18 protein-coding genes are annotated in these 21,745 nt (G+C 56.1%); 10 read left to right on the top strand and 8 right to left on the bottom strand.

Features of this window, described 5'->3' with window-relative positions; all coding sequences use genetic code 11:
* Positions 1–46: 46 nt before the first annotated feature.
* The 9 genes from ACWHYZ_RS18115 to ACWHYZ_RS18155 all read left to right on the top strand — a co-directional run bounded on the left by ACWHYZ_RS18115 (position 47) and on the right by ACWHYZ_RS18155 (position 12,847).
* On the top strand, positions 47–2,341 hold the full coding sequence (locus ACWHYZ_RS18115) for a PBP1A family penicillin-binding protein (protein WP_447984074.1): 2,295 nt from the start codon (positions 47–49) through the stop codon (positions 2,339–2,341).
* A gap of 484 nt (positions 2,342–2,825) precedes the next feature.
* On the top strand, positions 2,826–4,007 hold the full coding sequence (locus ACWHYZ_RS18120; protein WP_447984075.1) for a patatin-like phospholipase family protein: 1,182 nt from the start codon (positions 2,826–2,828) through the stop codon (positions 4,005–4,007).
* 193 nt (positions 4,008–4,200) lie between these two features.
* Complete coding sequence (gene lnt / locus ACWHYZ_RS18125; protein WP_447984076.1) at positions 4,201–5,829, top strand: apolipoprotein N-acyltransferase; 1,629 nt, start codon at positions 4,201–4,203, stop codon at positions 5,827–5,829.
* A 37-nt stretch (positions 5,830–5,866) separates the two neighbouring features.
* Positions 5,867–7,019 (top strand): peptide chain release factor 2 gene (prfB, locus tag ACWHYZ_RS18130; RefSeq protein ID WP_447984077.1). Its coding sequence is split into 2 segments (ribosomal slippage): positions 5,867–5,932 and positions 5,934–7,019, totalling 1,152 coding nucleotides; the frame shifts between segments, so codons are not numbered across the junction.
* Between the two features lie 127 nt (positions 7,020–7,146).
* Positions 7,147–8,628 carry a lysine--tRNA ligase gene (lysS, locus tag ACWHYZ_RS18135; RefSeq protein WP_447984078.1) on the top strand — a complete coding sequence of 494 codons (1,482 nt, stop codon included), beginning with the start codon at positions 7,147–7,149 and terminating at the stop codon, positions 8,626–8,628.
* A 143-nt stretch (positions 8,629–8,771) separates the two neighbouring features.
* On the top strand, positions 8,772–10,070 hold the full coding sequence (locus tag ACWHYZ_RS18140) for an FtsX-like permease family protein (protein ID WP_447984079.1): 1,299 nt from the start codon (positions 8,772–8,774) through the stop codon (positions 10,068–10,070).
* Positions 10,071–10,310: 240 nt separating this feature from the next.
* Positions 10,311–10,979, top strand: coding sequence for a lipoprotein-releasing ABC transporter ATP-binding protein LolD (lolD, locus tag ACWHYZ_RS18145; RefSeq protein WP_447984080.1), 669 nt, complete (start codon positions 10,311–10,313; stop codon positions 10,977–10,979).
* Between the two features lie 103 nt (positions 10,980–11,082).
* The gene (gene traF / locus ACWHYZ_RS18150) at positions 11,083–12,225 is read left to right on the top strand and encodes a conjugal transfer protein TraF (RefSeq protein WP_447984081.1); all 1,143 of its coding nucleotides are present in this window, start codon (positions 11,083–11,085) and stop codon (positions 12,223–12,225) included.
* Positions 12,226–12,250: 25 nt separating this feature from the next.
* Positions 12,251–12,847 carry a hypothetical protein gene (locus ACWHYZ_RS18155; RefSeq protein ID WP_447984082.1) on the top strand — a complete coding sequence of 199 codons (597 nt, stop codon included), beginning with the start codon at positions 12,251–12,253 and terminating at the stop codon, positions 12,845–12,847.
* 25 nt (positions 12,848–12,872) lie between these two features.
* Here ACWHYZ_RS18155 and ACWHYZ_RS18160 read toward each other — a convergent pair whose 3' ends face one another.
* The 7 genes from ACWHYZ_RS18160 to trpD all read right to left on the bottom strand — a co-directional run bounded on the left by ACWHYZ_RS18160 (position 12,873) and on the right by trpD (position 19,827).
* A complete protein-coding gene (locus tag ACWHYZ_RS18160) occupies positions 12,873–14,513 on the bottom strand; it encodes an HD domain-containing phosphohydrolase (RefSeq protein WP_447984083.1) in 1,641 nt (546 codons plus the stop codon).
* A 54-nt stretch (positions 14,514–14,567) separates the two neighbouring features.
* Positions 14,568–15,386, bottom strand: a complete 819-nt coding sequence (gene trpA, locus ACWHYZ_RS18165) for a tryptophan synthase subunit alpha (RefSeq protein WP_447984084.1) — start codon at positions 15,384–15,386, stop codon at positions 14,568–14,570.
* A 33-nt stretch (positions 15,387–15,419) separates the two neighbouring features.
* On the bottom strand, positions 15,420–16,613 hold the full coding sequence (gene trpB / locus ACWHYZ_RS18170) for a tryptophan synthase subunit beta (RefSeq protein ID WP_447984085.1): 1,194 nt from the start codon (positions 16,611–16,613) through the stop codon (positions 15,420–15,422).
* 67 nt (positions 16,614–16,680) lie between these two features.
* Positions 16,681–17,319: a phosphoribosylanthranilate isomerase gene (locus ACWHYZ_RS18175; protein ID WP_447984086.1), complete on the bottom strand. Its 639-nt coding sequence runs from the start codon at positions 17,317–17,319 to the stop codon at positions 16,681–16,683.
* 20 nt (positions 17,320–17,339) lie between these two features.
* A complete protein-coding gene (locus ACWHYZ_RS18180) occupies positions 17,340–17,843 on the bottom strand; it encodes a hypothetical protein (protein ID WP_447984087.1) in 504 nt (167 codons plus the stop codon).
* Complete coding sequence (gene trpC / locus ACWHYZ_RS18185; protein WP_447984088.1) at positions 17,836–18,735, bottom strand: indole-3-glycerol phosphate synthase TrpC; 900 nt, start codon at positions 18,733–18,735, stop codon at positions 17,836–17,838. Before trpC ends, ACWHYZ_RS18180 begins: the two co-directional genes overlap by 8 nt.
* Positions 18,736–18,816: 81 nt before the next feature.
* A complete protein-coding gene (trpD, locus tag ACWHYZ_RS18190; protein WP_447984089.1) occupies positions 18,817–19,827 on the bottom strand; it encodes an anthranilate phosphoribosyltransferase in 1,011 nt (336 codons plus the stop codon).
* Positions 19,828–19,958: 131 nt separating this feature from the next.
* Between trpD and ACWHYZ_RS18195 the strand changes: the two genes are divergently transcribed.
* Positions 19,959–20,192 (top strand): KTSC domain-containing protein, encoded by a 234-nt coding sequence (locus ACWHYZ_RS18195; RefSeq protein ID WP_447987609.1) that lies wholly within the window; start codon positions 19,959–19,961, stop codon positions 20,190–20,192.
* Between the two features lie 176 nt (positions 20,193–20,368).
* On the opposite strand, the gene ACWHYZ_RS18200 is transcribed toward ACWHYZ_RS18195, so the two are convergent.
* The gene (locus ACWHYZ_RS18200; RefSeq protein WP_447984090.1) at positions 20,369–21,604 is read right to left on the bottom strand and encodes a DEAD/DEAH box helicase; all 1,236 of its coding nucleotides are present in this window, start codon (positions 21,602–21,604) and stop codon (positions 20,369–20,371) included.
* Between the last annotated feature and the right edge of the window lie 141 nt (positions 21,605–21,745).

Genomic DNA, 21,745 nt, shown 5'->3' on the forward strand with positions numbered 1-21,745 from the left:
CCGGGGACGACGATAGCCTCCAAGGGCGAGGCGCGATGAGGACGTTATGAAACGAACCCATCGGCGGCGGCACCCGGTGAGATGGCTACTCGTCCTCCTCATCGGGAGCCTGTGCATCTACGGGTTCTACCTCTATGCCACGCTGAGCCTGCCTCGTGGGGAAGATCGACAGTCATTACGAATATTCAGCGCGTCCTTTCCGCTAGCCCCGGCAGCCCCGATCGAGAAAGCCCGGCTGCAGGAACGCCTGACCCATCTTGGCTACCGGCCGGTCTCGCGAAAGGTGCAGGCGCCGGGTGAATATCGATTCCTCTCTTCTTCTGTTGATGTCTATCTTCGCGACTTTCTTTACCCGGACGGTCTCATCCGCGGCCGCCCGATTCGTCTGATCCTCGAAGATAATCATATCGCACGTATCGTGAACCTTCCCGACGAGCGCGACGCCGGGCCTGTCGCACTGGAGCCGCAGCTGATCGGCGGATTATTGGAAACATCCCGCCAAGTCCGTGACTGGATCTCTTTGATCGCCATTCCTCCGCAAATCATCGATGCCGTCCTCTCCATCGAAGATCATCGTTTCTACGAGCACGTGGGAATCGATCCGCGCGGGATTCTGAGAGCCGCATTCCAGAACCTCAAAGGCGGGACGGTCGTGCAGGGTGGCAGCACCATCACGCAGCAGTTAGCCAAAAACCTCTACTATACTCAGCAACGGACCTACATCAGAAAACTGAAAGAAGCTTTTGCCGCCCTCGTCCTCGAGACGAAGTACTCGAAACAGGATATTCTCGAAAGCTATCTGAACGAAATCTACCTCGGCCAATCAGGCTCGATTGCCGTCTACGGCATCGGACAGGCCGCTCAGTATTATTTCGGAAAATCTCTGTCGCAGCTCAGCGTCCCGGAAGCCGCCTTGTTGGCGGGCATGATCAAAGGCCCCAACACGTATGCCCCGGTGCGAGATCCGAAACGCGCGAAGCACCGGCGGGATCTCGTCCTCCTCCGCATGAAGCAGGAAGGCAGGCTCTCGGATAAACAGTATCAAGCCGCCCTCAACACGCCCATCAGGGTAACCACCCTTCAACACGGCGTCACGGACGCCCCCTATTTTCTGGATTACGTGCTTTCCGAAATCGACGATTCGTCTGATAGCCCGCAGACAGGCCTCCGGCTGTTTACGACGCTCGATCTGGAAATGCAGCGGACGGCAGAAGAGGCAGTCAGCACGGGACTGTCTCGCTTAGAAAGCAAGTATCCCTTTCTTAAGAAAACCGCTGATCATTTGCAGGGGGCCCTGATCGCCATCGATCCAAAAAGCGGCGCCATTTTGGCCATGGTCGGAGGTCGGGACTATCGGACGAGTCAATTCAACCATGCCGTGCAGGCGAAACGCCAAGCCGGCTCGCTCTTCAAACCATTCATCTACCTCACCGCCTTCGAGCAGGGCTTGGCGGCCAAAGAAGGACCCATTACACCGGCGACCCTGGTGGATGATAGTCCGATCAGCTTCCCGCAGGGAACTTCATCGTGGATCCCTCAGAATTATGACCGTCAATTCCATGGGCAGATAACCGTCCGAACGGCTCTTGAACAGTCTCTCAACATCCCGGCCGTACGCATTGCCCAATCTATCGGTATCCCCAATATCATACGCACGTTGCGCTCGGTTGGAATTTCTGGTCCCTTGGACGAGCATCTGTCGCTGGCTCTCGGAAGCTCGGAGGTCTCCTTACTTGAAATCACCAGTGCGTTCGGAGCTTTGGCGCAAGCGGGCCAATACCTTTCGCCATCGGGCATTACGAGTCTCGTTGAACAGGTCAGTGAGCAAGCCGGCCATCAGATCCGACAGCAAAACTTTGAGACAATGCAGGCGTTTTCCCCGCAATCTGCCTATCTCGTGACCTCGATTCTTCAAGGCGTGGTGCAACGCGGTACTGCCGCGCCGGCGCAACGCATGGGGCTCACAGCGAAGGTCGCCGGGAAGACCGGCACAACGGATGATCACCGTGATGCATGGTTTGTCGGGTACACCCGGGATCTCGTTGTGGGCGTCTGGGTAGGATTCGACGGAGGAGCGACGTTAAAGCTAACCGGCGCTCAAGCAGCACTCCCGATCTGGGTCGATTTCTTCCGAAAGGCCGTGGCAGGCTTCCCGATCGACTTTCCAGTCCCTCCAGGAATCATCACCCGCACAATCGATCCACACACAGCCCAGTTGGCCACCAGCGCCTGCCCTGACTCATTGGATGAGTCGTTCATCGAAGGAACAGAGCCAACCATATTGTGCGAAACGCACGACCCCGGCATCTTGGAAAGACTCAAAAGTCTATTCGGTATCTAACCTATTGAACCAGCTGTGCAACGTATTCCTGTCGCTGTCGGGTCGGCGCCTCAAAAGCAGGAGAAGTATGGACATGAGCACAAAGCGTGGGACAAGAAATAGTGTCGGCGCAGTGTGGAGAGTAGGCGAGAAGAAGTCTCTTTCAACATCCTGCAAGCGTCACCCCCCTACGTAATACCGGGCGGGGGGAGGGCAAAACCTCTTCCTTATCCTCCTGCCCTGTCTTTTCGATCCATTGACTCACCCTCTCGTCGCCTTTATGCTGCGCGCTGTCGATTCTGTCACCAGAACGAAAGGTGCGTACATGGAGTACTCGAATCCTCTTTTCAGGCGCAAACCGCCTCAACAGTCGGCCAGTCTCATCGCTGTCATCCTGTTCGTGTCCGTGTCAGCATGTTCCCCGCTTCCAGGGCATTGGCGGCCAGGATGGAATGAGCACAGGCCCGACGGAACACCGATAAGCCGGACGGCAGCTTCATGGACGATGTCCGAGTCGGAAACGCAGGACGGCCGTTTTATCGGTTTGGCAATTTCCGGCGGGGGCAGCCGGGCCGCCAACTTCGGCGCGGCGGTGATGCTTGAACTCCAACAGCGCGGACTCTTGAACCAGGTGGATGTGATTTCAGGGGTATCCGGTGGAACGCTACCGGCTGTGTACTATGGACTGGGCGACAAAGCCGGGCCGTTCGAACACGAGGCGGTGCGAAAGACGCTCGGCTACGACTTCCAAGGCAACTGGCTGTGGCGCTGGCTGCTTCCGCACAATATCTTTCGCTTTTGGTTCACGGACTTTACACGATCCGACATCATGGTGCAGGTATTCAATGCACACTTGACGCGGAAAGCCACATTTGCCGATCTTCGGCCGTATCCCAAAATTCTTCTCAATGCCACCGTCCACAACGACCACACGCGGTTCACGTTTACGGATGACCGATTCCTTGCGCTGCAGTCCCATCTTGCGACATACCGTGTCGCCAATGCAGTGAATGCGTCGTCGGCTTTCCCCGGCGCATTCGACGATGTCACACTGGAAAACTTTAGCTCTCAGGATCCCGTCGCCTTGAAGGCGCTGGGGGTGGAACAGGTGAAGTATCTTCATCTCTACGATGGAGGGCCGATCGACAATCTCGGCCTGCAAGCGATTGTGGAATATCTGAATCGCAATGTGACCGGACCACGCGGGGCGAAGACATTTCCGAAGAGTTGTCTGATTTTCATCATAGATGCGACCCCGGCCAGTGAACATCCGGAATTTAACTTGGCGCGGTCAAGCCGGCGCTTCGCAGATTATTTTATCAACACGAATGTGTTAGATGCCATGGATGCCATGTTGATCGAATCACGCCGATCTACCTTACTCCGATCAGGCATTCCTGTCGAAAAGCAGGACCAGGAAGTGCGCGGCCATTTTTCTATCAATGACCAGACCGGATGCGGCTGCGAGGTGCGGCACGTGGCTCTTCGGCACCTCACCTATATGCCGGAGTCAGCCGAATCGCCCGGCCTGGCGTACCGGGCGACGAGAATCAACACAAAATTCTGGTTATCCAAGGAGGAGCAAGACGATCTCTTTATGGCTGCAAAACTACTCGTCAAGGAATTGGAGGATGATCAACTCTTGCCGGGGCCGGGTGTGAAGCCGACATGTGAGCGCCGCTCATAAGATCTTACAAAATACCCGGCAATCCTTGTCGGCATGCATCCCACCACGCTGTCGACTCACCAAACCGTCACTCAGAAGAGGGGTTCTTCCGTGGGTGCTGAACAGAACCGCTCACGACTACGTCGGCGAGTATAGTACGACGACGTAGGAGCCAAGTTGCAACGCCGTAGACGTTTCGTTAAGGTACGGCGCGATGCGTTCACGATCCGCCCTTCAATTGGCATTAGCGGCCCTGACCGGCATACTGTCTCCGTTCTGCTTTCCAAACTTCGAGCTCGGCTGGCTCGCCTGGGTGTTTCTTGTTCCTCTGCACGTCGCCATCGGGGAGGTTCCTCCACGACGCGCCTTCTGGCTCGGATGGGGTTCCGGCTGGATCGGCTTCATAGGTACGATGGGGTGGGTAGTCACGGCGATGCATATGTACGGGAAAATGCCGTTGCTCTGGAGCTATGCGGCTCTGGCCCTGCTGGCCTCGTATCTCGGCCTGTATGTAGCCGTCTATGCTATGACCGTGACGTGGCTTCGAAGGACCCTGTCGCCCTACGCACTCCTGGCTGCCCCTTTTGTGTGGGTGACGCTCGAGTTCATCCGCACCTCGCTGTTCTCGGGACTCCCTTGGGCGCTGTTGGGCTATTCGCAGTCTCAATGGCTCAGCGCCATTCAGATCGCCGATCTCACGGGAGTGTATGGGGTCTCATTTGTGATCGTCCTCGTGAATGTCGCCATCGCGGAGAGCACGCTCTGGATCATCCGGAAATATCGCACGTTGCCGATTCGTCAACCCGTCAGCTCATTTCCTTGGCCCACGCCGGCCGCAGCTCTCGTGGTCGTCACGGCTACGCTCACGTATGGCTTCTTGGTGTTACGCGCAGCTGACCTCCCCGCCACTGGTCTCACCATCGGACTTGTCCAGGCCAACATCGATCAGGCGCACAAGTGGGATGCCGCCTACCGTCAGGAGACGCTTCAACGCTATGCGCGTCTAACCGGGGAAGCAGCCGACAAGACCGATCTTGTCATTTGGCCGGAAGCCGCCACACCCTTTCTCTTTGAGCAAGAACCAGTGTATCGCGGAGTCGTCGAATCGATGGTCCGGCACTATGGCGTCCCCCTCCTCTTCGGAAGCCCGGCGTTACGCTATTACGCGAACGGAAAACCTTACTTGATGAACAGTGCGTATATCTTCTCTCCGGAGGGCCAGATCCGCGGCCGATACGACAAACGACACCTCGTACCCTTCGGTGAATACATTCCACTGAAGTCCTTTCTGTTCTTTTTAGAGAAACTGGTGGAAGGAATCGGCGACTTCGAAGCCGGCACCGTGCCGACGGTCCTCACGCTCCCCGCCAAGCCGGACGCTGAAACGACCTTCTCATCCCGTACACCGACGAAATTCGGCGTCGTCATCTGCTTCGAGGTCATCTTTCCCGACCTTGTCCGGGAATTCGTGCGCGACGGTGCGGATTTTATGGTGACGATCACCAATGACGCCTGGTTCGGCGATTCGGCCGCGCCTTACCAGCATTTCGGCATGGTGGTCCTTCGCGCCGTGGAGAACCATGTGGCCTTTGCACGTGCCGCAAACACAGGGATTTCCGGTTTTATTGATCCGTACGGCCGCGTCCTCAATGCTTCCCCGATTTTTACCGAACAAGCGATGATCGGTCGTATCCCGGTCCGCAATACGCCGACATTTTACAGTCGGCATGGTGATGTCTTTGCGTATGGCTGTGTTATAATCACCGGACTTTTTATTTTGGCCGCCTTGTGGCGTACCGGGGGCAACGTGCAGCAACCGCTCGTCGTCGGAGCGACGACTTAGCGGGTCGATTTGACATTGCAACGAAAAGGATTGGCGCATGCTTGATGAAGTCCGGACACGGGTCAATACGATAGGCGAACAGGTTTTGGAACTACGGGGGCATCTTTGACCTCCCTAAACTGCACTCCGACCTGGAGCATCTCGACCAAGAAACGTCTCATCCCGACTTTTGGAAAGATACACAAGCCGCTGCCCGGGTGAGCCGGAAAAAGGCTGCCATCGAGCGCGATATTAAGCGCGTGGAGGACTTGGACCGGCAGCACGGAGACCTGCGCGCGCTTGTCGAGCTGGCGGACGAAGCGGCGGACCCATCATTGGAACAGGAGCTCGCGGCCGAACTCAGCAAGCTCGAGACCGCCGTTAATCAATGGCGGGTCGAGCTGTTACTGTCGGGAGAGCACGATAGTAGTAATGCCATTCTCGCCGTTCATCCCGGCGCAGGAGGGACTGAATCGCAGGATTGGGCCCAGATGCTCTTGCGCATGTACGTGCGCTGGGCAGAACGAAAAGGATATAAGATCGACACACTGGATCTCCAGCCCGGCGATGAAGCCGGCATCAAGAGCGTGACACTGGCCGTCAATGGGCCGTATGCGTATGGGTATTTAAAAGCGGAGGCCGGCGTGCACCGGCTGGTTCGCATTTCGCCGTTTGATGCCAATAAGCGCCGCCATACCTCTTTTGCCTCTGTATTCGTCTATCCCGAGTTGGAAGAAGACGTCGACATTGTGGTTGAAGACAAAGACCTGCGGATCGACACGTTCCGTGCCGGCGGAGCAGGCGGTCAGAATGTCAACAAAGTGGAAACGGCGATTCGCATCACTCACCTTCCTACGGGTATCGTCGTCCAGTGCCAGAACGAACGCTCACAGCTTCAGAATCGGCTTGGAGCCATGAAAATCTTGAAATCACGTCTGTATGAAGTCGAGCAGCAGAAGAAAGAGGCGGAATTTAATTCGATCGTCGGTGAGAAAAAAGACAATGCGTGGGGTAGTCAGATACGGTCATATGTATTTCAACCCTATCAAATGGTCAAAGACCATCGAACCAATGAAGAAGTGGGCCAAGTCGATAAAGTGATGGATGGCGATCTGGACAACTTTATCGAGGCATATTTAAAACAGAAACAGGTTAGCAGGGAAGCGATCACCCGTCAGCACTCAGCATTGGAAAGTCGCCGCCCGAGCTGATGGATGAATGCTGAGAGCTGAAGGCTAAGAGAAGAAAGACTCGACCTAGCGGGAAAGCCATCAGCCGCCCGCTGAGCTTCGGACCAAAACACGCTGAGCGATGGCTGAAGTCTAAGAGAACACAGATATGGACGAACTGAACGATCAGCGGCAGCAGCGCATCAAAAAACTGGAGACGCTGCGTACGCTCGGCGTCCCTCCTCACGGCGCCCGGTTTGAAATCAAGGATCGGGCCGGCCAGCTTGTTCGCCTTCACGGCTCGACAACGAAGGAAACGCTCGAGCGGGATAGGGTTGCATGCACCCTTGCCGGTCGTATCGTCGGCCTTCGACGCTTCGGAAAGGCCGCGTTCGCGGTGCTCCAGGACGGTGCGGATCGTATTCAAGTCTATTTAAAAAAGGACCTCCTGGGCGAAACATCTTATAAAGTGTGCGAAGAACTTGATCTCGGTGACTGGATTGGTGTTCAAGGCGTGCTCTTTCGGACGAAAACCAACGAATTGACCGTGGAGGCCCAACAGCTGACGTTCCTTTCCAAAGCGCTGCGACCGTTGCCTGAAAAATGGCATGGCCTGACGGATGTCGAGACGCGTTATCGCCAGCGCTACGTCGATTTGATCGCCAACCCGGAGGTGCACCACATTTTCGTGACGCGGAGCCGTATCATTTCAGCCATCCGCGCCTTTCTGCTGGACCAAGGGTTCCTCGAAGTCGAAACACCGATGATGCATCCCATCCCCGGCGGGGCGACGGCCCGTCCCTTCGTCACGCATCACAACGCGCTCGCGACCGATTTGTATTTGCGAATCGCGCCGGAGTTGTACCTCAAGCGTCTCATCGTCGGCGGGTTTCCCCGCGTCTTCGAGATCAACCGGAATTTCCGCAATGAAGGGATTTCGACGATCCATAATCCAGAATTCACGATGCTTGAGTTCTATCAGGCCTATGCCGATTACAACGATCTCATGGCCTTGACGGAAGACATGTTGAGCCGGCTCGCGCAACAGATTCTCGGAACGACGACGTTCGACTATCAAGGCCAGGAGATTCGATTCGAACGACCTTGGCGTCGATGGTCTTACATGGAAGCGCTGCTGGAGGTCAATCAGCTGGATCCGCTTGTGCTCAAGGATCGTCAGACTGCACTGGATGCGGCACGCCGGCTCAAGGTCGATGTGGATGGAAAGGCCAGCCATGTCGCCGTTTTGACCGCCATCTTTGAAGAAACGGTCGAGCCGCAATTGATTCAACCGACCTTCATCATCGACTTCCCTACGGAGATTTCACCGCTGGCTAAACGCAAAGCGTCAGATCCGACTGTGGCGGATCGCTTCGAGCTCTACATCGCCGGCCGTGAGATTGCCAACGCCTTTTCTGAATTGAACGACCCGCTGGATCAACGCGAGCGATTTGAAGCACAGGTCGCCCAACGCGAGGCTGGTGACGAAGAAGCACACTATCTGGATGAAGATTTTTTGCGAGCGCTGGAATATGGCATGCCGCCGACCGCCGGCGAAGGCATCGGTATCGACCGCCTCATCATGCTCTTTACCAACCAAGCCTCCATCCGTGACGTGATCTTATTCCCCCAACTCCGACCAGAAAAATGAATCAGGATGTTCAAAAAGGTCTCGAAGCAAGGCCGCAACGAGCGAAAGCCCGACGCGTACTCTGGGAGGTGCGTGGAGGACTTGAACGAAGCGGGAAGGAAGCTTTCAGCCTTGTTCAACATCCTGATAGGCCGGAGAAGTAGTTGGCCGCTCCCTACGAAATATATATCGGCCTGCGATACCTGCGCGCGAAACGGCGCCAACGGACGATTTCATTAAACACCTTTGTATCGGTCGCGGGCATCACGCTTGGCGTGGCAGCCCTCATCGGCACGCTCGGCATCATGACCGGCTTTAAGGAAGACTTGCAGGCCAAGATTTTAGGCACCACGTCTCATATCGTCCTGCAGGATCGAACCAAAGACGGGATGACCGGCTACGATGCGCTTGTTGGGCAAGTTGAAGGGGTTCCCCATGTCGTGGCCGCCACGCCGTTCGTGCTTCGCCAGGTCCTCCTGACTTCACAGTCCGGCGTGCAGGGGATCGTGCTACGCGGCATCGATCCACTCAAAGAAGTCCGCGTGACTGAACTGGGCAAGAATATCAAGGCCGGACGCTTAAGCGATCTGACGGCGGCCGTTCAGGCTTCTACAACCGACAAGGCCGTCGCCGATACCACCAGCAATGCGGATCCTAAGGTGCCGGCTACCAGTGATCATCCCGGGATTGTCCTCGGCAAGGAACTGTCCTTGCGTCTGGGCGCATTCGTTGGCGACAACGTGAATGTCGTCTCACCGGTCGGTCCTGTCAGTGCGATCGGCATGGTGCCGAAAATACGTGTCTTCACGGTGGTCGCTGTTTTTGAATCCGGGATGTTTGAATACGATTCGTCACTCGCGTATATCGGACTTGAAGAATCTCAGAAATTCTTCAACATGAATCACGCCGTGACCGGAATCGAAGTGAAAGTGGATGAAATTTTCAAAGCAGCCGAGATCGCGCGAGACATCGAACGCGCAGTCGGTTTCCCCTACTGGGCAAGGGACTGGATGCAGTTGAACCGTAATCTGTTTTCGGCACTGAAATTGGAAAAGACGATGATGTTTCTGCTGCTCGTCCTGATTACCCTCGTAGCCTCTTTTAATATAGTCAGTACCTTGACGATGATCGTGACTGAGAAGCAACGGGAGATTGCCATCTTGAAAGCCATGGGGGCGACGCGCCAAGCCATCATGCGGATATTCATGCTCAACGGGCTCATCATCGGCTTGACCGGCACGGTCATCGGCATCCCGCTGGGCTATACCTTCCTGTGGCTCATTGAAAATTATTGGACCTTCGATCAGACCGTCTACTATATCTCGCACATTCCCGTGCACGTTCAGGCCGTCGATGTCGTGCTGGTGTCGGTGTCGGCCATTTTGATCAGCTTTGCGGCAACCCTCTATCCATCGTATCAAGCGGCGAAGTTAGACCCGGCCGCTGCTCTGCGGTATGAATAACAGGATGCTGAGACAGGCGCCGGGCTTTGTTCTCGACACAGCCTCACCGACTCGCCAGCGCGGACAAACGCGTGCGACTTGTTCGTCCCACGGTACACTTTCAACGTACCCCGAGGACCGAGCCGATCTTGACCGACTCAAGGTTGCGCCGCCGAAATATCGGTACGCCTCCGATTGTTTTTTTCCTGCGACCTTGCTGGAGACACTTGATCAGCCTCGTAAGATCATCAGGAGAGACCCTTGATAGAAGCGGTGAATCTTACCAAATCCTTTAAGATGACAGGCCTTGAACTGACTGTCTTGAAGGGAATCAATCTGACGATTGCGCGCGGCGAGATCCTGGCGATTGTCGGCGCGTCGGGAGCCGGCAAGAGCACGCTGCTGCATATCCTGGGGACACTTGACCGTCCGACCACCGGCACCGTGCTCTTCGAAGGGCAAGACCTGTTTCAACTCTCAGACCAGAAACAAGCAGAGTTCCGAAACCGCCGCATTGGGTTCGTCTTCCAGTTTCATCATCTCTTGCCGGAATTCACGGCCCTGGAGAATGTCTGTCTCCCGGCCTACATTCAAAACCGCTCACCCGAGGAGGTTCATGCTGAAGCGACGTCATTGCTGAAGGACGTCGGTCTCGATCATCGAATGAACCATAAGCCGGGAGAACTATCAGGCGGCGAACAGCAGCGTGTGGCCGTGGCGCGCGCACTTATTCAACAACCCAATGTAGTCCTGGCGGACGAACCAACGGGGAATCTCGACACCCACACCGGCGACGCGCTTTTCACTCTAATGCGTACCTTGAATCGCGCCCGCGGAATCAGCTTCGTCATCGTCACCCATAATGAGAAACTCTCCGCTCAAGCCGATCGCATCATCCACATGGAAGATGGCCAAATCGTACAGGCGTAAGTCCCTCGCCTTGACGGTTCCATGCCGAATTCTTGACGCGAGAGGCGTTTTCCCGTAGGTTTGGTATGTTCTGCATATGAGGGGCCCCTTTCCCGAAGGCGCCATGAGACAGGCTGTGCTGATCCGCCAGGCTTTTTTGGGCATTCTTGTGATCTTGGGGTCGCACGTCCCCTTCGCGGCTCACGCCGTCGAATTCGCAATTGTCGGCCCACGCGCGGCAGGCATGGGCGGCGCGGGCGTAGCGGTCACCACCGACTCTCTGGCGACTTATTGGAATCCGGCCGGACTTGCCATGTCTCAAACCGTAGACATACGTGTACAGGGCAGCGTGCATGGTATTGACCGGCTTGGCGTCATCGATACGGTCAAAGAAATTAACGATCTCAACAAGACGAACCCGGCGAACATCAGCCAAGCTCAAGGTCTAGCCAACAAACTTAATCAGCCTGGAGCCACGGTGTCCGGAATCGGCTCAGCTGGTTTGTACTTTAAAGGTTATTGGGGAAACTCCGCGTTTGGATTTAACGTGTCCGACGTCGCCACCAGCGGTGGCTTCGTGAAAACCCCTATATCAGTGACCGGCGCAGGGCCTTTTCAAGTGAACGGACAATTCGCAGTCCGCGGCCTCGAAGCCCGGCAAGCCGCCTTCTCCTATGCATATGCGTTTGCCGACCGCACCCTGTCGATCGGTGCAACGGTGAAGGCCATTCAAGGGGCGGCGTATACAGGGTTATTAGATGTTAATGGGGCGAATAACAGCGACAATATCAAGGACAGCTTCGGCAAAGCCAAACTGTCGACAGCCGTGAGTGTCGATGTCGGGGCTGTCTTTCGACCGACGTCGTGGTTGCGAATGGGCGTTGTCGGCAAGGACCTGACTGCGCCAACATTTGACGCGCCTGACGGGAGCCAGTTTCAACTTGGTCCGCAAGTCCGAGGCGGTATTGCAGTCAACCCCGACTCTTCGCTGACATTAACCTTTGATGGAGATATCACGTCCAACAAAACGTTGGTGCCGGGAGTGAAGAGCCGCGTTTTGAGCGCCGGAGCCGAGCAAACGATTTTGGGCGAATTTCTCGCCTTGCGCATCGGCGTCTTGAAGAATGTGGAAGATGCCAAGTCCACGTTTACGCCGACCGCCGGCTTTGGGATCAGGTTTTTCGCGCTTCGGATCGACGTGGGTGGTGGGTATGATTTCGATAAAGGGCAGGCCTTGGCTTCAGGCTCCATCTCCATGACGTTTTAATAGCTAGACGATGAGGCACAGAGTAATGAGGCACGTCAAATGGCGCTCCTATGTTGGAATTGGAATCGTGCTGCTGACGGCGATCCTTTCCGGATGCGGCGGCTTGCAAGAAACGTGGGAAGGTCCAGGGGCCTCGGCCTTTCGGCCAGGATCCATTGCCGTGCTGCCACCGATCATTGGGGCGCTGGAGGGCTCGCGTGAGATCGCACATGAAGTGGTTACCACCACATTGAAGAAGGCGAAACGTTATAGCGAGGTGATGGATCCCGAACAGGTCAATGACTTTCTGATCAATTCCAACGATGCCAGGGAAACGTTTGCCAAATTACTATCGACTCTCGAATCGACCGGACTCTCCGAGCAAGAGGCGGCCGTCAAATTAGGCAAGGCCTTGAAGGTTGACTCTCTCCTGGTCGTCCGCGTCAATTCATGGGAATATCGTCGGTCAGAAGGGGAAAATGCGGCACGGATCGGCCTGTCCATGCGTTTGATCGATACGAAGCATGGCGCGATTATCTGGAAGGGCCGGCACGAAAAATCAAAGACCTATATGTTCTTCAAGCCCAGCCTCAAGGACATGGCGACTGAACTCTCGGAATACATGGTCAAATACATTCCCTAGGTCGAGAGGGTCTCCTCAACCGACTCTATCCGCTCAGTCGCTGATACACTTTCGCCTCCACAAACACCTCAAAGAGATCCTTCTCCACTTTCCCGCTCTTCACTTCCGCTTCCAGGATTTCAAGCGCGGCGTGATGTGGGACGGCCGTTTTGTACGGCCGGTCGGACGCCGTCAGCGCATCGTAAATATCGCAGATCGCGATCATGCGTGCCTGCAAAGGAATACTGTCGCCCGGCGCTTGACGCGGATATCCCGTGCCATCCAGCTTTTCATGATGGCTATAAGCGATCAAGGGAATGTTCTTCAGGGCTTTGGTCCATGGGATGGTCGAGAGAAAGCGATAGGTATGGGTCACATGGCTTTCGATCTCAAGTCGTTCTTCGGCCGTCAAACTGCCCTTCGGAATCGACAGGATCAGTACCTCCTGCGGCGTGAGATAGGGTTCATCGCCGTCGAAGCCTTCATAGCGTCGACCGGCAATCTCATGTAGCCGCTCGAACCCGCCCTTCTGTAAAAGCGTCGGTTGATTGGCCTGAAGGAGGAATTCCAGAATGCCCTCCGTCTCTTCGATTCGGCGAGCTAGGTCCTGGTCCACCTCGGCAAGAAGCGCCACCGTGGCCATGCGCTCGCCGGACATCAGCAGTTCCACCTTTCGACGGAGCGCCTGGACCTCCCACGTCCGCTTAATAAAGTCAAAGCGCGCCTTCAAAAGTGCAAGGTCACCTGGAAACAGCTTCTGCGCTTTGATCAAAATGGGTTCTCGCACCCCCACCTTACCGAAGTCGTGCAACAGGGCAGCGTACCGGATCTCTTTCATTTGATCATCCGTAAACGTCACGCCGGCATAGCAACCGTAGTCGAGACCATCCACCATTTCGGCCAACCCGCACGTAAGGGTCGCCACACGGCCGCTGTGGCCACTGGTGGTCGGGTCACGGCTTTCGATGGCCAGCACACTCGCCGAAATGAAACCTTCGAACAAACGGTTGATCTCTTCATACAGATTGGCATTTTCAATCGCGATGCCGACTTGATGACCGAGGGCAATGAAATCGTGAAGATCATCCTGGCCAAATTCCCCGCCGTCTTTTTTGTTAATCGCCTGGAGTACGCCGAGCAACTTGTCTCGCGCGGTGACTGGAACGCAGACCATGTTTCGCGTCACAAATCCGCTTTTCTTGTCTGCCTGGGAAGAAAACCGCGAGTCGTGCTGCACATCGTTCACAATGATCGGCTGACCGGTCTTCGCCACATGTCCGGCAATCCCTTGTCCGACCTTAAGACGTATCTGCCGGACGCTTTCTCCCTTTGCGCCATGCGCAACCTCGAAGTACAGCTCTCCGGTGCCTTCGTCCAGCAACAGCAAGGAGCCGGCCTCGGCTTCCATCACGATCGTCGCCGCCTCGATCGCCTGGGTCCTGATCTCTGCGGGCTTTAGACTGGAGTTAAGAAGCGCGGTGATTTCCTGCAATCTCCGAAGCCGCTGAATGGTCGCATGTGCAAGAGGTTCAGCTTGGGAGGGGTGGGTCGATGCCACCGTATTTCGCCGAACCGGCGAATCCTTCGCGGTCGGTAATTTTGGCGGTGAAGACCGCGATGGAGAGTTAGAGAGACGTCGGTTCAGCTTGTCGGGTGCGCGGCGTTTCCGCCCCGGAGCTGATGCCATCGCTTCTCCCTGCGTAGTGCTGCGTTACGAAAACCGAGGATCGAAGGACCGAATTTATCCGACGGCGGTTGCAGAACTGCTGACCACGGCCGCCTTCAAGGACGACACGTACTCACCGACTTTCTCAGCCATATTAGGTTGCTCACGAAATTCTTCGATACGCCGAACGATCGCACTTCCCACAATCACCCCGTCGCCAATTTCCCCGACGCGTCGGGCGTCGTCCGGCGTCGCGACACCAAAGCCGATCGCGATCGGTACCTTCGTGAGCCGTCGAATCTTTGCGATGTTACGCCTCACGCCTTCAAGATCGGGTAATTGCGCCCCCGTGATTCCGGTGAGGGACACGTAATAGAGAAAGCCCTTCGACCGCCGAGCCACTTGGGCAAATCGATTGGGAGTACTCGTCGGCGCGAGCAAGTATATTAAATGTGGCCCACCGTCACACGCTTCCGCTGCCAACAACGCATCTTCTTCAGGCGGCATGTCCGGCACGATGAGCCCGTCGATCCCCGCACTCGCCGCGGCGCGGCAAAATGCTGCTTCTCCAAACGCGTGAATGCTATTGTAGTACGCCATGAGGACCAACGGAACTTGAGTTCGCAGCCGGAGACGAGTCACCGTTTCAAGTATTTTCCGCAGGGACGTGCCGCTTTGCAAGGCGCGCTCAGCGGCCTTTTGAATCACCGGCCCGTCCGCAATCGGATCGGAAAACGGAACGCCGAGCTCAATAACGTCGGCTCCGGCCTTTTCCAACTGGAACACCAATGATTCGGTCTCGGCCAGGCAGGGATCGCCTGCCATAATATAAGCAATCAGCGCCTTTTCACCCGTCGCTTTGAGGCGGGCAAATGTGGTGTCGATTCGGTTCATCGTCTTGAGTGCTCTAGAGGATGCTCAGCATCCTCACAGCGCGACCCCTTTCATTCGCGCGACCTGATTAACGTCCTTGTCGCCACGTCCTGAGAGATTCACGATAATGATCTGCCGTTTTTTCAGCGTCGGGGCCAGCTTGATGACTTCCGCAATAGCATGCGAACTCTCCAAGGCGGGAATGATTCCCTCTTCTCGTGACAACAAATCAAACGCCACCATCGCTTCATCATCGGTGGCCGAGGTATAGCCCACACGGCCGGTGTCATGCAAATGGCTGTGCTCGGGACCAATGGCGGCATAGTCCAGTCCTGCTGAGACGGAATGCGTCAGGTTGACCTGGCCATCGGTATCTTGCAAGAGATAGGTCATGGTGCCGTGCAGTACTCCTGGGCGACCACCTGCAAACCGTGCCGCGTGCTTGCCGCTCTCAATGCCCGTTCCGCCCGCTTCGACGCCGATCATCTTGACCTGTGCATCGTTCAAGAAAGGATGGAAGAGACCAATCGAGTTGCTGCCGCCCCCGACACACGCCACCAGATAATCGGGTAATCGGCCTTCTGCCGCCATGATTTGTCGCCGCGCCTCCCGTCCAATGACTGATTGAAAGTCTCGGATCAGCATGGGGTACGGGTGCGCACCCAAGACTGATCCCAGGATGTAATGTGTCGTGCCGACATGAGTGGTCCAATCTCGCATGGCCTCATTGATCGCATCCTTCAGCGTACGACTTCCTGCATTGACACCGGTCACGGTCGCGCCGAGCAATCGCATCCGAAAGACGTTCAGAGATTGCCGCTCCATGTCTTCCGTGCCCATGTAGATCTCACACGTCAGCCCGAACATAGCCGCCACGGTGGCCACAGAGACCCCGTGCTGACCTGCGCCGGTCTCGGCGATGACACGGTGTTTTTTCATTCGGCGTGTCAGTAAGGCTTGTCCGATGGAGTTATTGATTTTGTGGGCGCCAGTGTGCGCCAGATCTTCACGCTTCAAATAAATTTTCGCCCCACCGAGTGTTTTCGTGAGCCGCTCGGCAAAATAGAGCGAGGTGGGCCGTCCCACATAATCTTTCAAATAGCGATTGAGCTCACCCTGAAACGATCGGTCTTTGCGCGCCCCGGCATAGGCCTGTTCCAATTCGAGCAGCGCCGGCATGAGTGTTTCGGGAACATACCGACCGCCGAATTGTCCAAAGCGGCCTCGTTTGTCGGGAATCAGTGCCATGGTGGTGAATCGTTCTTGTTACACATTCGTGGATAGGCCTCATGAAGGCGTGCGGGCGAGTATAGCGTTACCTTTGATCGGAGACAAGCTTGGCGGCCTCAATAAACGCCTTCACTTTCGCATGATCTTTTTTGCCGGGAGACGCCTCTACTCCGCTACTGACGTCGACGCCATACGGCCTGACTTTGATGATCGCTTCACCGACATTTTCCGGTGTCAGTCCTCCGGCCAACAGGACCGGCGCCGCTTTCGCCGCTTCGGCAGCCAAAGACCAATCGGTTGTCTGGCCCGTTCCACCATAGGCGGACTCCGAATAGGTATCGATGACCAATCCGCGGACTCCGGCCCGTCCCTTATATTCAGCAAGGGATAAAAAGCTCCCCATGTCGCGCAATCGAACGGCCTTGAAGACAGGCCGCCCAAGCTGTTCGCAATACGCCGCCGGCTCATCGCCGTGCAATTGGGCCAGCGCCAACCCACACGAATCCATCAGATCACGGACTACCTTTATATCTTCGTTCACGAATACCCCCACCGGCATAACGAACGGCGGAAGCGACGCAATGATTCGTCGGACAACGTCAGCGGTCACATATCGAGAACTGCCCTTGTAGAAGACAAAACCCAGTGCATCCGCCCCTGCCTCCACCGCAGCGAGCGCATCATCGGAATTCGTGATACCACAGATTTTAACTTTGTAGGCCATCGTGGTTATCAGACTCGCCGCTATGAGCTGCACTGAAACTCAGCAGTCATCCCGTCGATTGTCTTCACCCATTCCGTCGCGATTGTGTGGAGATGTTGCAATCGTCCGTCGCCGGGATCGGCATCGACCAAAAGGGTCACCGCTTTCCCGAGAGACTGTTTCGCAAGGGTCATCGATCCGCACACGCCCGACGATGCCGGGAGTTGACCGCCTGCGCGCATGAAAAGCGCTTGCGCCCGATAGGTGTGTTCTTGAGCACGGAAGAGCGACTCGGCGCCACGGTACCATTGACTGCGTCCGGCGTCTTTTTGCCGATTTGCCAGTTGTCCGGCCATCAGCGCGGCCTTGCCCATGTTCATGGCAGCCCCGTCGGCATCGTCATTCGCGATGGCCTCCTCGGCTTTATGTTGCAACCGCTCCAGCTCGGCCTCTTCACCCATCACCTGGCCGAACGCTAAGGGGACAAGCATCCACGCGACCGCCATCGCAATCGCCGCAACGAATGGGATGGTTGGATTAGACACGCGTGGAAGATTCCTGTTCTCTGCCAAGTAACTCTCGAACCTTCTTCCCAATATCCGGTGCGCGGATCAACGACTCGCCCACGAGCATGGCGTGGATATCGGTATCGACAAAACGCTTCACATCATCGCGCGTATGTATTCCGCTCTCGCTCACGATGACTTTATCTTTCGGAATGCGGCTGGCTAACCGAAACGTCGTATTCAAGTCTGTTGTGAACGTAGTGAGGTCTCGATTGTTGATGCCGATCAATCGGGCATCGGGCAGCCATTCTAGGACGGTATCGAGTTCACGTTCATGATGCACTTCGATCAACACATCGAGAGACAGGTCCCGGGCCAATGCATAAAAGTCGATCAATTGTCGCCGTTCCAGCGCCGCAACAATGAGGAGCACGGCATCAGCCCCATGGGCCCGGGCTTCATAGAACTGAATGTCATGGACCATGAATTCTTTGTTCAAAGTCGGCAGGCCGACCTTGCTCTTCACCGACTGGAGATATTGCAGGCTTCCATGAAAAAATGTCTCATCTGTCAACACTGAAAGACATGACGCCCCGTGGTCTCTATACTGTTCCGCAATAGCGACGGGGTCGAATACGTCTTTAAACTCTTCTTTGATGAACCCAAGACTGGGGGATGCGCGCTTCACCTCTGCAATCAACGCCGGACTCGTCGGCTTTCGCGTCGCCTCGAGCGTCAGCACAAACAATAAGGGTGGCATACGATCCGCAATCTTGCCCTTCAATTCACTCAAATATCCACGGCTCTGCTTATGCCGGACCTCAGCCCGCTTATGTTCCACAATCCGATCGAGAATCATCTTCCTTAATTGAGCTCCTTCATACGGACGAACAGATCCGATCTTGGAGGGAACGAAGGATGTCGGTTCCACTGCGCGCGTCCACTGAGCACCTTCTTAGCGTGCGCGGTGCGCGAGCACGGAAGCGACGTCCTTTGTTCCCTCCTCTTCATTTCATTTATTCGTAAACTCGATCAATCGCTCCAACTTTTCCATCGCAGCCCCGCTCTCAATCACTCGGCCCGCCAACTCGAATCCTTCCGTGAGCGTCTTCGCTCTTTTTCCTGCCACCAAGGCAAGAGCGGCATTCAGGCATACGATGTCTCGCCTGGCCCCCTTGCGCCCACTGAGAACGTCGCGGGTAATCCGGGCGTTTTCGTCCGCCGTTCCGCCGCTGAGATCCTTCAGCCGCACGCGCTCCAGACCGAAATTCTTCGGTTCGATAAAATAACTCGACACGACGCCTGCCTTGCCTTCCGAGACCCATGTCCGATCGGTCAGCGTCACCTCGTCCAATCCGTCCATGCCATGCACTGAAAAACAGTGCTGCGTACCGAGATGTACCAGCACCTTCGCCATCAGTTCCGTCAAACCGTAGTCATAGACACCGAGTACTTGCATGGTCGCTCCGGCCGGATTGCTGAGAGGGCCAAGAATATTGAGGAGCGTGCGCACACCTAACTCCTGCCGCGGCCCGGCACAATGCTTCATGGCTCCGTGAAACATCGGCGCAAACATAAACCCGATGCCGACCTCGTCCACGCACTCTCCAACTCGGTCAACCGGGAGATCGATCTTGACCCCCAATGCAGTCAATACGTCCGCACTCCCACATCGCGAGGATACGGATCGATTCCCATGCTTGGCGACCGTCACGCCGCTACCTGCCACGATAAACGCCGCCGTTGTTGAAATATTGAACGTCCCCGACTGATCCCCCCCGGTTCCACAGGTATCCATGACTAGCGGATCCGCGACGCGGATACGTGTCGCTCTTGCCCGCATGGCACGCGCGGACCCTGCTATTTCTTCCACAGTCTCTCCCTTGATTCGAAGCCCCATCAAGTACGCGGCAATCTGCACGGGCGTGGCGGCACCATCCATAATTTCAAACAAGACCTCTTCGGCCTCTTTTTCACTGAGGTCGATCCTCTCGGCCAGTTTGGCAATGGCGTCTTTAATCATGTCATTACAGGGAAGCCGTCGAGCATTCAACCAACGAGCGCGATACAAAATGTAGAGAGCGGAATTGTATGAGATAGCCTGGTGGGAAAGCAACGAACGGAATCAGGCACACGAAACAAAGGCGCATCAAACTGGTCCAAGTCAAATCCTCAAGCACCCGCCACGTTGGTTGTGACCGCGACAGGCACCGACTCGTTCTCCACGATGACGAGGACGGTTGGCTTTACGAATACTTCGACGTTCCCCACGATGTGTATCTACGTCTTATGAACGCGGTGTCGATCGGCCGATTTGTCAACTATGCCATTAAACCTCATTACCACTATAACAAGATTCAAAGTCGGCATCCCTGGGTAGAAAAGTAAGTCCGTGCCACCGCTTAGACTTGCGGTGGCTAGGCCCCGGTACTTCCAATAGGTGACAACCCCGTGTTAAGGCATTCGGTGAGTTGCGGAGTCATCTGACGCCGGTAAAAGAGAAGGGCCGTCCGAACAGAATTCTGCCCGGACGGCCCTGATCATTTTTGCAGTCTATCCGGAGATCAACTGACGCGCTCACTCCGTGTGGAGGTCCTTCTGGGCGCAGACGATCTGGCAGGCCGTCTGCGTTGAGGTCGCGCGTGGCTTGCCGGTTCAGCGCTGCGCCGGTGCGCCGGCGGACTGCCTGCAGCGACCGGAACGGATTGGCCAAGCAGCTTTTCGATCGCGCGCCATTGCAGATGATCTTCGGCGGTGACGAAACTGGTCGCCTGACCTGTCGCATGCATACGCGCTGTTCGGCCGATCCGATGAACATAGTCCTCCGGACAGTTGGGCAAATCATAATTCACCACATGGCCGATGTTTGCCACGTCGATGCCGCGGGCGGCGATATCCGTCGCGACAAGAATGCGAAACGTGCCGCGCTTAAACCCTTCGAGTGCCGCACGCCTCTGGGAGAGAGTCCGGTCCCCATGGATCACGGCAACCTTGTGTCCGACATTCCCCAAGACGTGTCCGAGCCGATCTGCGCGGTGCTTGGTGCGCGTAAACACGAGAACCGTCTGCTGTTCTTTTCCCAAGAGAGACACGAGGAGATCAGTCTTACTGTCGTGCGTCGTATGATGCAGGCTCTGGGTTACGCCCACGGCGGTCGTCGCCGGCCGTGAAACCATCACCTTCACCGGATCTTTCACGCTCGCTTGCGCAAGACGGTTGAGATCAGCCGGCATCGTGGCGGAGAAGAGCAGCGTTTGCCGTTCTTCCGGCATGGCATCCAAGATTTGGTTGATTTGTGGCGCGAACCCCATGTCGAGCATGCGGTCGGCCTCATCCAACACGAGAACCTTCATCGGCGCCAGATTGACGGTACCGTTCCAGAGATGATCCAACAATCGACCCGGCGTCGCGACGAGAATATCAGGACGTTGGCGCAGTCCTCTCACTTGAGCCTGCATATCGGCGCCACCGACGATGGTCGTGGCAAAAATCCGCATGCTGCGGCCAAGCTTATCGATCACCTCCTGAATCTGGATGGCCAATTCCCTGGTCGGCACCAGAATCAAAGCACGGGGATGTCCCTTCGGCATGGCGGCGAGCCGCTCGATCAGCGGGATCACAAAAGCGGCTGTCTTGCCGGTACCGGTCTGCGCGCATCCTATGACATCACGCCCCTCGAGAACGCGAGGAATGGCTTGGGCTTGAATAGAGGTTGGTTCAGTAAAACCTGCCCTGGCAATATCGCTTAGAAGACCTTCGGATACACCAAGGGCGTGAAAACTCATGGCAGTCGTCTGCACAGAACTATCCTTTCGTTATGATCGCATTGTCACGGATTCAGAGAACCGAGGGGAGGCAGAATCAGGAAGGAGTCCGCTCCGAACAGGACCTGGGCGCGATGCGATCGCGAGGTCCGCTTATAGAAGTCATCACCATCGACG

This window comes from Nitrospira sp. Nam74, from assembly GCF_965152615.1.

What these genes read in the sequence shown, in the direction of transcription:
- ACWHYZ_RS18115 (WP_447984074.1), top strand. Translation starts at nt 47, where the DNA reads ATGAAACGAACCCATCGGCGGCGGCACCCGGTGAGATGGCTACTCGTC.
- ACWHYZ_RS18120 (WP_447984075.1), top strand. Translation starts at nt 2,826, where the DNA reads ATGTCCGAGTCGGAAACGCAGGACGGCCGTTTTATCGGTTTGGCAATT.
- lnt (WP_447984076.1), top strand. Translation starts at nt 4,201, where the DNA reads ATGCGTTCACGATCCGCCCTTCAATTGGCATTAGCGGCCCTGACCGGC.
- lysS (WP_447984078.1), top strand. Translation starts at nt 7,147, where the DNA reads ATGGACGAACTGAACGATCAGCGGCAGCAGCGCATCAAAAAACTGGAG.
- traF (WP_447984081.1), top strand. Translation starts at nt 11,083, where the DNA reads ATGAGACAGGCTGTGCTGATCCGCCAGGCTTTTTTGGGCATTCTTGTG.
- ACWHYZ_RS18155 (WP_447984082.1), top strand. Translation starts at nt 12,251, where the DNA reads ATGAGGCACGTCAAATGGCGCTCCTATGTTGGAATTGGAATCGTGCTG.
- ACWHYZ_RS18160 (WP_447984083.1), bottom strand. Translation starts at nt 14,513, where the DNA reads ATGGCATCAGCTCCGGGGCGGAAACGCCGCGCACCCGACAAGCTGAAC.
- trpA (WP_447984084.1), bottom strand. Translation starts at nt 15,386, where the DNA reads ATGAACCGAATCGACACCACATTTGCCCGCCTCAAAGCGACGGGTGAA.
- trpB (WP_447984085.1), bottom strand. Translation starts at nt 16,613, where the DNA reads ATGGCACTGATTCCCGACAAACGAGGCCGCTTTGGACAATTCGGCGGT.
- ACWHYZ_RS18175 (WP_447984086.1), bottom strand. Translation starts at nt 17,319, where the DNA reads ATGGCCTACAAAGTTAAAATCTGTGGTATCACGAATTCCGATGATGCG.
- trpD (WP_447984089.1), bottom strand. Translation starts at nt 19,827, where the DNA reads ATGATTAAAGACGCCATTGCCAAACTGGCCGAGAGGATCGACCTCAGT.